We start from the raw sequence: 13794 nt of genomic DNA on the forward strand, positions 1-13794 counted from the left end.
TTCTATTTGCAGACATGTCTGAGCAATGGCGGCCTTTATGTATCGACTATTAGTGACAGGGCTGAAAGGGCAGATAGGCCAAGCGATAAAAGATCGCATTGAACATCAAGGCTGGGATGTCTTATTTACTGATATAGATACATTGGACATCACCAATGACGAACAAGTTGCCGCAGTGTTTAAGGCATTTAAGCCTGATGTGGTGATTAACGCAGCGGGTTATACCGACGTGGATAGGGCTGAACATGACGTGGCAGCGGCGGAATATGTTAATGCTTATGGACCTTATTTATTGGCAATACAGTGTCATAAACTAGGCTCGTTATTAATTCACTTTTCGACTGAGTATATTTTTAATGGTCGCAATCATAGTACTTATGTCGAAACAGATACGCCAGCCCCCTTGAATGTATACGGGCGCACGAAACTGCAAGGTGAGCAATATATAAAGGCCTGTCTGAGCCATTACATCATTATTCGCACATCTTGGGTTTTTAGTGAATATGGGCGAAATTTTGTCACTACAATGTTGTCACTTAGCCGCAAAGATGCGCCGATTCGCATTGTTAACGATCAATTTGGTTGCCCAACTTATGCAGGTGATTTAGCAAATTTAGTCGTTGATATCACCAAGGATCACCAAGCTGAAACCGGTCGATATCAATTTGGTGATTATAACTTTTGTGGTGATAGTGGTTGTGGAAATAGCAGTGGTGATAGCGGGGTAAGTTGGCTCGATTTTGCTTACGCTATTTTTGACGAATTAGATAAATACCAACCCGGTGAGCAGGGCCGAAATTTAACAGGGGTGACAACTGAAGAGTATGCTTCAATTGCCATAAGGCCTAAGAATGGCATTTTAAACTGTCATAAAATTTCACCGATCTTTAGACCTTTGGATTGGCGGCGTAAGTTACGCCATGTAATCGCAATAACAATGGCATAACTGCTTGCTGCTGGGGAAAATCAATGATTAATAGAAATTTATTAGATGCGTATAAAATAGAACATGGCAATATCAAAGTGGCCATCGCGGGCGCTGGTTATATCAGTAAGGGCTTGATACAACAGATCACGCTGTTGGATTTTATTGATGTTGTTTCGATTTACTCCAAAACGCGAGCGCCAATTATAGCCTTGCTGAAAGATGCTAACTTACCCTTATCTATTATTGCTGACAGCGTTGAAGAGTTTTGCAACAGTGACGCTGATATTGTGGTTGAATTGACGGGAGACACGGAGTTTGGTTGCGAGCTGGCACTTGCTACGCTAGCGGCTAATAAACATTTTGTGGTTAGCGCGGAAACGGATGCGCTTGTTGGTCCTGTACTTGCTGAGTTATTTCGCGAAAAAGATCTAATCTACAGTAATATGTGGGGCGATGAACCGGGTTTAATCAAGCATCTGTATAACTATGCGGATGTATTGGGTTTTGGGATTGTGGCAGTGGGTAAATTTAAAGGTTTTCATGATTCTTTTGCTAACCCCGATACGGTATTACCTTGGGCTGAAAAGTCGGGCCAGAAACCAACTATGATTTCGTCCTTTGCGGATGGTTCGAAAATGTCGATGGAAATGACTATTGTGTCTAATGCAACGGGCTTAGTTGCCGATGTACCTGGCATGCATTTAGCCAAAGGTACACTCGAAGATATTGTTGGTTTATTGAAGTTAAAAGAAGACGGCGGTATTTTGAATCAAACCGGCGTGATTGAAGTTGTCTGTGGGGTTGAACCCAGTGGTGGGGTATTTGCGGTTATTTCCACTGATAAACCGGAGATATTAGACTCGCTTTCATATTATAAAATGGGTGATGGTCCCAACTACCTGCTGTATTTACCGTATCATATGCCGGGTATTGAAGCCCTGTACGGTTTATACGTCAATGTTGTTGAGCATCAATCTGTGGTACGTCCAATGGGCGCGCCAGTATCTGATGTGATTACTCGTGCCAAGCGAGATTTAAAAAAAGGCGATAATCTCGATTGTATTGGTGGTTATGATTATTATGGCGAGATGACCAGTGCGGAACACTCTGTCAACGATCATGCTCTACCTCTAGGGTTAGCGACGGGGGCGACATTACTGGTTGATGTGAATAAGGGAGAGCCGATCTTGTTCCATCAAGTTGAGATATTAGGTCATAAAGACGGTTGTCAGTTACGACAACGATTTAGCGATATGGTACTGGAAAAGCAGCGCTTAGAATCAGCACTGATTAAACGCACCAGCTTAGGTTAATTAAGCTAGGCTAGGCTTTACAAAAAGCGAGTCACTGTTATCAGTGACTCGCTTTTGATTAATAACGACGTGCTTTTTGATGTGTAGTAACATATTTTTTTATAAATAATAGCACGCGTTAACTGTATAGTTTGACTGTGTCTGTACTGAATAAGGCTTTTATCTTGCCATATTTATCAACTAATTGTAATAACGGTTTGGCGTATTTAGATTGACCAAAAGGTAATTTAATTAACACGATAAACAGCAATACAATCAGTTTTAATAATAGATCACTAAAGTAAGCGAACTTATTTACTAACGGTGCTTGTTGCATACGATAACGAGTATACGTTTCGCCAATGCGTCTAGCTCTTCTCAACAGGTAATTGATGTTTAACCGGTTACTCGCCACTTCTTCACTGACAAACGCTTCCGTCGAACACACTAATTTACCGCCATGCTGATATAACCGATAAAAGAAGTCAGCATCTTCCCCCCCAGTTAAGCCATAGTTGGCATCAAACTTAAGTTGGTATTTGTTAATTGCTGCTTGGTTTACTAAGGTTGAATTCGTCGCACCACTGGTAACTTCTTGGCCGTTCGTTACCGCTGGTCGCTCAAATACGCCGGATTCAATGATCCACTGTGGCGTATGACTCGGGTAGGTTGATTTAACACGACCGAAAACAGCATCGGCTTGATAAGTCTGTGCGGTTGATAGCAGTTGTGCTAACCAATCAGGGTCGGCAACTTCATCATCGTCAATAAATGCCACCCATTCGCCTTGGGTATTATTAAGTGAGCAGTTACGCGCGAGGGCTATATTCTTGGCGATTTTTTGATGATAATGAACCGGTATATCCATACGCTTTGCCTGCTCTTTGACGAGCTTTTCGGCATAACCTTGTTCGTCGTTATCAACCACAATAACTTCGAGATTGACGTAATCAGGTAGGCGTAATCCCGCAATACTTTGGAGTGTATTGACGACATGATCTCTTTGGTATGTACACATACAAATAGATATCAGCATTTCTGTCTTCACCTAAAAATGATGGCTTTGTAATAATTGTAGTGATGTAAGGTGAGGTTCGCTACAATAGCGCTTCGATTTAGCGAGGCGTTGTATAATGAGTTTTGACAGTAAATGGTTGGAGGATTTTCTAACCCTCAATGAAACTCGCAACTTCTCGAAAGCGGCGCAATTGAGGCATATTACCCAACCTGCTTTTGGGCGACATATTAAAGCCCTTGAGGCGGCTGTTGGCAAGCAGTTGGTTGATCGCAGTTCACAACCGATCCGTTTTACGCCCGCAGGTAAACAATTTCGCAGCTTGGCACAGAGTTTGTTGAAACAGCTTAACCAAGGCTTAGATCAAATCAATGGCATTGATCAGCCCATCCTTGATCCTTTGCGTATTGCTTCACCACATTCCCTTTCTTCGCCGACGTTAATCGAACTGATGGATATTGCTGAATCACCACAATCTTTGACTTATAGTGTCGATATTTTACGAGTTGATTTAGCGGTTAAAGCATTAGCCAATGGCGAGTGTGACTTTCTGTTCGCGTTTGATATTTTATCCTTATTACAGCCGCCGTACCAAAACTTATTTTTAGGTGGCGGTGATTTTTTGCTGGTGACTAAGGCGGATGATGTGGGTTTGCCTATGTATCAGCTGGGTGAAGAGTCGGTGCCGTATTTACGTTATTCTGCTGAAAGCTATAGCGCACGTCTTATTAGCAGTGGGCAGATGCAACAGCCGACGTTTAATTGTCACCCGGTGTTTGAATCATCGGTATGTCAGTTACACAAAGAGATGGCATTAAGAGGTAAGGGCATTGCATGGCTACCTGATTGCTTGATTAAAGATGAGTTAAGCGCGGGTAAATTAGTGCCGATTAACCCTGAGGTTTACCGTATTCCTTTTCAGGTGCGCTTATATCGTAATCGAGCACGATTGTCGGTAGAGGCCGAGCAGTTCTGGCGTACTCTGCGAGATAAAACCGATGAAGACTGGCAAATCGCGCAGGCGTTTTATACTGCTTAATAAGATGACAAGGTGTCGGTAATGGATCCTGCATTTTGGTGATGCTGTTTTTGCATTGCCATACCATTTTTTGCATTTCTTTCTTGCGTCTAAATCAGCGATACTCACGGCTTAGTTACTTTGCGTAGAAGGCCGTTGTGAGTAAAATATCATTTTATCAGTTTTTAAGTCAGTTCCCTAAAGCCGACTTACATTATCATTTACTTGGCGGTGTACGCTTAGAAACCATGCTGGCCTTTGCGAAAAAGTACGATTATCCATTATCGGAACTCGAAGCCAAAAGTTATTACCGCGCTTATAAAGCTGAAACCGGTTCTACCAAAGGCGGTATTGCGGCGTTAACCTTCCTGTATGAATTGATGCAAGAAGCCGAAGATTACGAACGCGTACTCTTGGAAGTTGCAGAAGACGCTCACGCCTGTGGTGTACGTTATATAGAAACCTTCTGGAACCCTTCAGATACCCATCTCTCTTATGACGATGTGAACCAAGCCCTCGTTCGAGGCATCGAAAAATCTTTACTGCAATTTAATATCACTATTCGCCTTATTCCTTCTATCAATCGTGAAAAGTCTCCTGAACTTGCTGTAGAAATGGTTGAGATGATGTTACAACACCCACATCCTTATGTACTGGGTATTGGTATTGATTATAAAGAGCATAACGCCTCGGTAGAACTGTTCTGGCAAGCTTATCGTTTAGCACAAGACAATGGTTATAAGCTCACCGCGCACTGTTCTGAGTTTGGCTTACATTGGCGTAATGTGGTTGCTGGTATTGAGCTGGTGGAAGTTGATCGTATTGATCACGGCTACAGCATTATCGATAACCCTAAACTAACCGCGCAATATGCTGAGCAAGGTATCCCATTTACAGTGGTGCCATCGAACACCTATTTCTTAAGCCAATGGCCTGAACATGCTGAGTGGCAAGTTAAACACCCGATCAGAGCGATGGCCAAAGCCGGGCTCAATATCATACCGTGTACCGATGATTGGCACATGCATGCGACGGATAGTACTAATTGCTACCGCGTAATGGTGGAAGACTTTGGCTTTGATATCGAAAGTTTGAAACATTTTATGCTTAACAGCCTAGGTGCGAGTTGGTTACCGAAAAAGCTTAAAAAGCAATTGGTCTCACAATGGACCACTGAGTTTGACTTACTCCGCGCTCAAATTGATCAAGAACCAGAGATAGCACCGCAACACTTAATTGAGTATCGTCGCCACCCAGTTTCAAAGCACAAGATTTACGTTAATAAAGCTTAACTATACCTATAACTACAACTTTCTACGACCAATAGTAACGTTCTACGAGTAATAGTAACGATCATATAAAACACTTTTACATCTTGCATAAAACCTTAATTGGAAAGGAAATCGGTAATGAATAAAATAAAGGAGTTCTTTGAGTTCGAAAAGAACAATACGGACTTAAGGACTGAGGTAATTGCTGGTTTTACAACATTTGCAACGATGGCTTATCTGATTGCTGTGGTACCGGGCATGTTGAGTAAAGGTGGCTTGCCTTTCTCTGCTGCGATGACGGTAACGATTGTGATGACAGTGCTGACGACCTTGGCAATGGCCTTTTATACTAACCGTCCATTTGTGCTTGGTCCTGGTTTAGGCAGTGTGGCTATCTTCTCGTTTACCTTGTTAGGTGACGGCGTGCCATTAAGCATCGCCTCGGGTATTGTGTTTATCAGTGGTGCGATCTTTATGGCGGTATCATTTTTAGGTATTCGTGACTTTATTGTTCGGGTTATACCGCACAGCATCAAGGTATCTGTTGGCGTGGGTATTGGTTTGTTCATTGCCTTACTGGGCTTGAAACAAGCGGGTATTGTAATTGCTAACCCATCGAAGAATGTACTTAACTTAGGTGACTTATCGTCTGCAAAAGCGCTGATGTCGATGGTTGGTTTCTTCTTGGTGATGTTCTTTGTCGCGCAGAAAACCCGTGGCGGTATCATCTTAGCTATCTTGATTACGACGGCGATTAGTATTCCGTTTGGTCTCGCTAAAGTACCAGAATCATTGTTTGCTATGCCGGGGAGTATGGAAGGTATGTTGTTTGAAATTGATATTTTAGGTGCACTAGACCCAAAATATTTACCTTTCTTATTAGCTTTCTTTATTCCTGATTTCTTCTCGACGTTAGGTACGTTGCTGGGTGTGGGTTCACAAGCGGGTTATTTAGATAAAAACGGTAACCTACCTGGTATCGAAAAGAACTTCCATGTTGATTCATGTGCCACGACATTCGGTTCATTCTTCTCATGTCCAGTACTGACGACATATCTAGAAAGTTCGGCGGGTGTTGAAGCGGGCGGTCGTACTGGTTTTACAGCCGTGGTGACAGCTATCTTGTTCTTGTTTACCTTGTTCTTATCGCCATTAGCGACAATGATCCCAACTGTAGCCACTGCACCTGTGCTTATCTACATTGGTTTCTCGATGATGTCGTCAATGAAGAAAGTGAACTACGACGATATTACTGAATACTTCCCAGCCTTTATCTGTGTTGCTATGACTATCTTTAGCTTTAATTCAGGTAACGGTATCGCTGCTGCCATGGTTGTTTATGCTTTCCTTAAGATCGTTACTGGTCGCATGAAAGAAGACCATTGGTCGGTGTATGCTATTGCGCTAGCGATGATTTACTACTTCTCGGTAGTCGCTAGCCACTAATACTTAGTGTGACGATAAGTTGATAACATGGTTATTAATTTAGAGTGATTAAAAGCTAACACAGACTTAGGTTTGTGTTGGCTTTTTTGTTTCTGCATTGAAATAAAATACACTTGTTATATTAATCACTTATAGGTAACCTTCGTTTTTTAGTTATTAAATTAACGTCTTCTAAAACATCAAAATGTAGATCTGATGAATATTGCATACCGACTTGCTATTGCGCAAGATGATACTCCCACAACTTTATAGACGGACTTATAAAATGATAAAAATGAACGTATTTGCCTGTCGTCTGGTGTATAGCTTGGCTATGACGTTGCCAATGATAAGTCTTGCTGCTGTAAATGATGTGGCTGTTCTAGAATCAATATTTACCAATGCAGATGCACCAAGAGCATTTAGTGGCGTTGCTGTTATTGCAAAAGGTAATGACATTACGTTTAGCTATACATCTGCATCCCAGTCTGTGGTAGATGGCTTGGACGCTGCGGAATTTATATTACAAACGCCATTTGTCATTGCGTCATTAAGCAAGCAAATGACGGCGGCGTTAGTGCTGCGAGAGGTTGACCAAGGCAGAATTAATCTTGATGCCCCCATCACTCAATATCTTGAATACTTAAATGGTAAGTGGGATACAGTTATTACTGTTAGACAATTGCTTAATCACTTGTCTGGTATTATCGCTATCGATAAACCACTTAAAACAATCCCAGGTGAAGTATTCGCTTATTCAAATACCGGTTATAACCTATTAGGTGAAATAGTCGTTAAGACATCAGGTAAAGATTATCAATTGTTAGCCTCTGAGATGTTTAAACGCTGTGGTATGGACAATACGAACGCATCAAGTAATACCGATAATGCAGTGCGCTATCATGAAAAGTCTGTTGGTGAACTAGTGGCGATGACTAAAGACTTACCTGCTCGTTTCACGCCGAGTGCTGGCATTATTTCTACCGCCGAAGATTTGGTTGCATGGAATCAGTGTTTACATAATAGTGATTTGTTATCAGCTAAGTCACACTTGCAAATGGTATCGAAAGCAGCGACAAGAAAGCACCGTTGGGGAGATCTCGGATATGGTTTTGGCCTGCAGTTATCAGGTAGTGGTACGGTGCAAGAATGGAGTCACAGTGGCTATGTGCTGGGCTATATTTCAACGCTAAGTTATTATCCAGAATCAGATACCAGTATGGTTTTACTTGAAAATATATCTTGGTATCCAAAAGATATGACGCGGGTATTTTATTATCATGATCAGCTGAGAAAGCAGTTATTAAAAACCGCTATTGATAATAACTAGTTCTGATAATCAGTAGCCGTGATGAATAAGCCTGTTTACAGTGAAAGTCAGTGTAAACAGGTTCAAGGTTAAAAATTAAAGCTTAAGACTTTAAATTTTTACTTGTGCGATTACCGCTTCAGCTGCCTCTAACGCACCTTCGATATAACCGCCATTTTCTTCTGCGGATTCTGTTCCTGCAAAGAACCAACCTTGTTGATTAACTGATGTTAACGCTGACTGAATATCACGTAATCCATAATGTGGATGGGCATTCGGTGCATTTTTATCGGCATCCGTCGCTGTCAGTGTTTCTTGACTCCAGTCCACTAACTTCACATCAATTGGCTTTGCCGCTTGTTCACCATAAATCCGTACAAGCTGTTTTACCGCTAACGATTTGATTAATTCATTACCTGCCGATTGACGGGAATAGGCATCAATCCCGACAAAGCCAAATAGCGCACCATTGCCACTGGTAGGCGCGTTATTCGTGGCATCAATAGCAGCATCAATCGTACTGGCATCGTGTATTTCTGCTAGCGGACCTACTTGGCTGCTGGCTGAGCCGGACAAACCTGTTTCACGCCAGAATGGGGTATCGTAAACAGCAAAAAACTTGGCATGCGCGGCCATCCATGTCGCTGTCGCTGCAAACTTTTTATGCACTTTAATCGGTAAGGCAGGTGTAAATTTAATGCTGCTTGCAAGTAAGCGCAGTGGCATCGCAAAGATAACCTGACGTGCTTGTATTGTTTGTTGTTCACCGGATATTTCAGCTGTAACGATAGAATAACTATCTTGTTTCTCAGCATTATTTTCTACGCGGGAGACTTTTGCATTACAGATAATATGCTCACTTGAAAGTTTGCTCATAACCCCATCAACAACCGTTTGCATACCACCTGCAACACGCATTGATTGTGGTGACCCGGCATAACCTGATTCATATCGTAGCGGGGCTTTGTTCTCGTATTTATCAAACAAGAACGCGCCTTTATCATGCTGTGGGAATACTGGTAAATGTAGATTATCAATCAACTGAGTAATACGCGGGTGCAGTTCAGGCCAAAACCACGATGGGCCCATATCAAACTGGTCTTCGGTATAAATGCGCCCGCCAAGTCTATGACGACCTTCGAGTAAAATATAGTCTTTACCTTGTTGTTCTAATAAGTAAGCCGTATATAAACCGCTTAATCCGCCGCCAACAATAACAAATTCAGTTTTCATATTTTAAGTATCCAGATTTTAAGTATCAAAGCAGCCGTTAATAAACGGTTTGTTGTAAATCAATCGCGATAACCGACCTTTTATAAACGGTAAGTGTGATGACCCGTTTTGATCCAAACGGTACAGTCGTCAGCACCTGTAGTGATATCTAGCGCTTCACCAATCGGTAGGCGTAACCAGTCATATTTGTTGTAAACATCACCCTGATGATTTAACTCACCATCAACAACCAGCACTTCAATACCGCCAGTGTTTTCCAAAGTAACATGTGAGTCACGCGCCCAACGTTCTAAGCGTACTGTTTCTTGTTTGAAAGCATGCAGTGCTTGGTATTGTACAGCCGCGCGGCGTTCATCTTGGATAAAGGCTTGGCTGGCGGTATTAATCGTCACATCTTGATCGTCACCCTCTTGGAACTGACCGAGTTTAACAATGATCATGCAGCCGTCTTTGACAATTGGCGCGTGCTCAGTACCGACGGGGTTACGCTTATAAGTACCGACAGGATAGGCACCGTGTTCGTCGGCAAATACACCTGCTAATACCAAAAATTCTTCGCCGCCAGTATGTATATGATTAGTGAAATAGCTGTCAGCGTCATAAACCACCAGTGTTGTTGGTGTTGTTGGTGTTGCTGCAAACTCTTCACCATCACGCTCTAACATTTTACGTGATACACCTTTTAATGGAGAGGGAACCCAAGTTGATTCATTAAAGAAAACCTTGGCAGCTTGGGTTAGATCGCTATTAATGTTCATATCGTTATTCCACAGTCATGTTATAGGGGGAAATTATATTCACTTACTTTATGCATTAATTATGGGGTTATTCTTTGCATATGACAAAGCACTACTTCTATACTGTCAGTATAGTTTTTCTTTAGTGGTTAGTTGAAGCGAGATGACATCAAAAACGAATAATATAGCCCATTTAAATGCAGTGCGTGCTTTTGAAGCATCAGCAAGGCACCTTAGTTTTTCTTTGGCGGCAAAAGAGCTGAATGTCACGCCTGCGGCAATTGGCCAGCAAGTACGATTATTAGAACAATGGCTCGAGGTGAGCTTATTTATTCGTGCGAGCAGTGGCTCTTCACGCCTTACATTAACGGCGCAGGCTAAAGTAGCGTTGCCGGAAATTAGTATCGGCTTAGAGCACATATCTCAAGGGCTAGCGTTATTACAACAACCGATTATCAACAATACCATTACCGTGTCGGTCAGCCCTGCGTTTGCGGCGAAATGGTTATTAATGCACATTGATGATTTTCAATTTAAACACCCCGATTATGATCTGCGTTTAAATACCAACTCACGCTCTGTTGATTACTTTGCCGAAGACATTGATATCGGCGTGCGTTATGGCAAAGGTAATTGGCCTGGGTTATCACAAGCATTGCTGATGGATGAGGATATCTTTCCGGTGTGCTCGCCCGATCTGACTAACCAGGGATTAGCGATACCAACAGATTTAGCGGATTATCCATTATTACATGATCATTCTATGCCAGTAAGCTCGGGTTTTACGACTTGGGCGAGTTGGTTAGCAGCACATAACGTTGATAACGTAGACACCAATAAAGGCTTGAAAATTAATAACTCGGCATCAGTGATACAGGCGGCTGTGGCTGGGCAGGGCGTTGCATTAGGCCGTAGTGTATTGGTGAAAGATGATCTTGCCTGTGGGCGTTTAGTGAAGCCATTCCCAGCACTTGATAGCAGCACTGAGTTAGCGTATTACATTGTTTGGCGGCCTGAACATGATTCGTTAGAAAAAGTACAGGCCTTTAAGGTGTGGTTATTAGAAACGGTTGCCAGTCAGCCTTGTTAATAAGCTCTAGCAATACAAGCTTGATTAATACAAGCTCTATCAATATAAACTAAAGTCCGGTTGGCGTTTTTCCATGAAAGCATTAACAGCTTCACGAGATTCTGGTTGGGTGACTAAATAGGCGAGGTTTTTATTTTCATATTCGATTAACGCCAATAGGTTAGGACGAGATGTTTTCATTAGCATCGCTTTACTGGTGCGCATGGCTATTGGCGCTAGTTTAGCAAGAGTCTCTGCCTTTGCTGTCGCAGTATCATCCGCAGATTTACATACCTCATTAGCAAAACCAAGTGTCACCGCTTCATCTGCTAACATGCGTTCGCCAGCAAGTAACATTGATTTGGCTTTACGAATACCAATATGCTGAGCGAGTAACTCACTTGAACCAAGTTCTGGACATAATCCCATGGCGATGAAAGGGGTTTGGAACATAGCTGTAGATGATAGGTATAGGAAGTCGACGAATTGTAATAAGGTCGTACCAATGCCGATTGCAGGGCCATTAACGGCAGCTACGATGGGTTTATCACAATTAATTAAGGCGCGCATAAACCGAGCGCCATGTTGATCTGGCTTACCTTCTGACATAGCTTGAAAATCTTGCATGTCATTACCGGCACAAAAAATATCATTGCTGCCTTTGATTAATACGACGCGAATTAATTCATCTTGTTGCGCGTGCTCTAATCCTTGAGCGAGTAATAAATACATTTCTTGGTTTAAGGCATTACGCGCCTTAGGACGATTGATGGTCAGGGTTAAAATATGCTCTTGCACAACTGAGGTAATAAAATCATCCATGTTCTAAACCTTAAAGTGAGGTGGGGATTTATATAATATCCATTAAAGTTTTAATTTAGCATAATTGTAATTTCAGGTTTGTAACATGAATCACGTGTATTTTTTATGACTTAAATGATGTTTTATTTTGTGAACTAAGGCGTTAATTATGTTGTCTATTTATACCTTAGATCACAACTATACTCAGTCAATTACGTATATACAATATACACAGCGTAATGCATTATTTCCTCTTATGTACTTCACTTATAGCAATAAGCGAACTAAGGTTTAGCAAGCTTATGCCTTTTTATGGTATTTATTGCAGATGTATTAGGTGGTGAATAATATGTTAAGACACTATTACATAGCGGATGACCTAAACGAGTTGGTTTTAGTTGAAAAGGAACTTGAAGAAGAGGGGTTTACTGAACCTCAAATACACGTATTAAGCTTAGATAATGTCAGTATTTCCGAATATAAATTGAATAACGTCGAGCCTGTATTTAAACAAAACGTGCTTCAAGGACTTGGTCTCGGCGCCGTTATTGGTGGCTTTATTGCACTGATTACATTAATAGTACCTTACTTTTCAGGGTGGCATACAGCGGCCATTGGCTGGGAAATATTTATATTAATCGCATTGTGCAGCTTTATTTTTTGTACTGGGGAAGGTGGCTTTTTAGGTTTCAAAAAACCAAATTCACGCTTTGCTCGATTTCAAGCGTTACTGAAAAAAGGCAAGCACATCTTATTTGTCGATGTTGACCCAGTACAAGAACATAATTTTAGAATGATAATGAAAACCCACCCGCGAGTTAAATCGGCAGGCTGTGGGGCAGCTGTACCGCACTGGGTTGTTAGCTGTCAAGATGCTCTTCATCATGTCAGTAAACGTGTTTTTTAACAGTGTTAAGTCCGTGGGTTAACGCATTTTTAACCTAATATACACATAAATTCAAACTACCCATAAAGTATTAATTTATTTCATGTTAACCCTTGTATTATTAAGGTTTCTTGTTGTATGGTGGCCTTAACCATACAACAAGAAGGTAAGACAATGAGTAAATTAAAAGGTATTCAAATCACTAAAGCTGACGATCAGCGTCTAAATAATTCAATTTGGCTCATTGATGAAAGTGCAGAACAAGCAAGATGTATTGGTACTGTTGATGATTTCATTGCGCAAGATGCAGTTGTTAGCTTAGCTGAACTTGGTGACTTTGAGTCGCGTGACATTGCAATTGAAGAGCCAGCTAAAATTGAAGGTGGCCAACATCTAAACGTGAACGTATTAACACGTGAAACACTTGAAGATGCAATTAAAAACCCGAGTGCTTACCCACAGTTAACAATCCGTGTATCGGGTTATGCTGTGCGTTTTAACTCATTAACATCTGAGCAGCAACAAGATGTTATCAGCCGTACATTCTCTAAAACAATGTAATGCTGTTTTATGACGTAGTTTAAAGACCCGTTTAATTGTATTGCTTAGTTGTATTACTTAGCCGTATAGGTTAACAGTATTGATTCATTACGTCCCTAAAGCCTCTGTTTTAACTGGGGCTTTTTTATTTCACCGCCTTTCTATTTCTTTAACCCTGTCACTCTTTCCTGCATTATTTAATTCAATTGTGATTAATCATTTCCCATTGCCTGGTTTTTACTTTATATCTATTTGTTCTCTAATTAATGT

General features: G+C 41.5%; 13 protein-coding genes. 9 read left to right on the top strand and 4 right to left on the bottom strand.

Annotated elements, in window-relative coordinates; genetic code table 11:
• The first annotated feature begins 37 nt into the window (after window positions 1-37).
• Complete coding sequence (rfbD, locus tag CXF93_RS08590) at window positions 38-946, top strand: dTDP-4-dehydrorhamnose reductase (protein WP_101062011.1); 909 nt, start codon at window positions 38-40, stop codon at window positions 944-946.
• 23 nt (window positions 947-969) lie between these two features.
• Window positions 970-2241 carry an SAF domain-containing protein gene (locus CXF93_RS08595; RefSeq protein ID WP_101062012.1) on the top strand — a complete coding sequence of 424 codons (1272 nt, stop codon included), beginning with the start codon at window positions 970-972 and terminating at the stop codon, window positions 2239-2241.
• Window positions 2242-2359: 118 nt separating this feature from the next.
• Here the strand turns inward: CXF93_RS08595 and CXF93_RS08600 are convergent, their stop codons facing one another.
• On the bottom strand, window positions 2360-3256 hold the full coding sequence (locus tag CXF93_RS08600) for a glycosyltransferase family 2 protein (protein WP_232784152.1): 897 nt from the start codon (window positions 3254-3256) through the stop codon (window positions 2360-2362).
• 97 nt (window positions 3257-3353) lie between these two features.
• On the opposite strand from CXF93_RS08600, the gene CXF93_RS08605 reads away from it, so the two are divergent.
• The 4 genes from CXF93_RS08605 to CXF93_RS08620 all read left to right on the top strand — a co-directional run bounded on the left by CXF93_RS08605 (window position 3354) and on the right by CXF93_RS08620 (window position 8279).
• Window positions 3354-4274 carry a LysR family transcriptional regulator gene (locus tag CXF93_RS08605; RefSeq protein ID WP_101062013.1) on the top strand — a complete coding sequence of 307 codons (921 nt, stop codon included), beginning with the start codon at window positions 3354-3356 and terminating at the stop codon, window positions 4272-4274.
• A 137-nt stretch (window positions 4275-4411) separates the two neighbouring features.
• Window positions 4412-5545, top strand: coding sequence for a hypothetical protein (locus tag CXF93_RS08610; protein ID WP_101062014.1), 1134 nt, complete (start codon window positions 4412-4414; stop codon window positions 5543-5545).
• Window positions 5546-5662: 117 nt separating this feature from the next.
• Window positions 5663-6970 carry an NCS2 family permease gene (locus CXF93_RS08615; protein ID WP_101062015.1) on the top strand — a complete coding sequence of 436 codons (1308 nt, stop codon included), beginning with the start codon at window positions 5663-5665 and terminating at the stop codon, window positions 6968-6970.
• A 265-nt stretch (window positions 6971-7235) separates the two neighbouring features.
• Entirely contained in the window at window positions 7236-8279 is a 1044-nt protein-coding gene (locus CXF93_RS08620; RefSeq protein WP_157824433.1) for a serine hydrolase, read from the top strand.
• Between the two features lie 90 nt (window positions 8280-8369).
• On the opposite strand, the gene CXF93_RS08625 is transcribed toward CXF93_RS08620, so the two are convergent.
• Window positions 8370-9491, bottom strand: coding sequence for an FAD-dependent oxidoreductase (locus CXF93_RS08625; RefSeq protein ID WP_101062017.1), 1122 nt, complete (start codon window positions 9489-9491; stop codon window positions 8370-8372).
• 80 nt (window positions 9492-9571) lie between these two features.
• Window positions 9572-10249 carry a cupin domain-containing protein gene (locus CXF93_RS08630; RefSeq protein ID WP_101062018.1) on the bottom strand — a complete coding sequence of 226 codons (678 nt, stop codon included), beginning with the start codon at window positions 10247-10249 and terminating at the stop codon, window positions 9572-9574.
• A 142-nt stretch (window positions 10250-10391) separates the two neighbouring features.
• Here CXF93_RS08630 and gcvA point away from each other — a divergent pair, with 142 nt between their 5' ends.
• Window positions 10392-11318, top strand: coding sequence for a transcriptional regulator GcvA (gene gcvA, locus CXF93_RS08635; protein ID WP_101062019.1), 927 nt, complete (start codon window positions 10392-10394; stop codon window positions 11316-11318).
• A gap of 39 nt (window positions 11319-11357) precedes the next feature.
• Here the strand turns inward: gcvA and CXF93_RS08640 are convergent, their stop codons facing one another.
• Entirely contained in the window at window positions 11358-12119 is a 762-nt protein-coding gene (locus CXF93_RS08640) for an enoyl-CoA hydratase/isomerase family protein (RefSeq protein ID WP_101062020.1), read from the bottom strand.
• A gap of 328 nt (window positions 12120-12447) precedes the next feature.
• On the opposite strand from CXF93_RS08640, the gene CXF93_RS08645 reads away from it, so the two are divergent.
• Window positions 12448-13005 carry an NAD/FAD-utilizing enzyme gene (locus tag CXF93_RS08645; RefSeq protein ID WP_101062021.1) on the top strand — a complete coding sequence of 186 codons (558 nt, stop codon included), beginning with the start codon at window positions 12448-12450 and terminating at the stop codon, window positions 13003-13005.
• 153 nt (window positions 13006-13158) lie between these two features.
• On the top strand, window positions 13159-13545 hold the full coding sequence (gene grcA / locus CXF93_RS08650) for an autonomous glycyl radical cofactor GrcA (protein WP_198551628.1): 387 nt from the start codon (window positions 13159-13161) through the stop codon (window positions 13543-13545).
• The last annotated feature ends 249 nt before the right edge of the window (window positions 13546-13794 follow it).

The organism is Moritella sp. Urea-trap-13 (assembly GCF_002836355.1).
GTDB lineage: Bacteria > Pseudomonadota > Gammaproteobacteria > Enterobacterales > Moritellaceae > Moritella.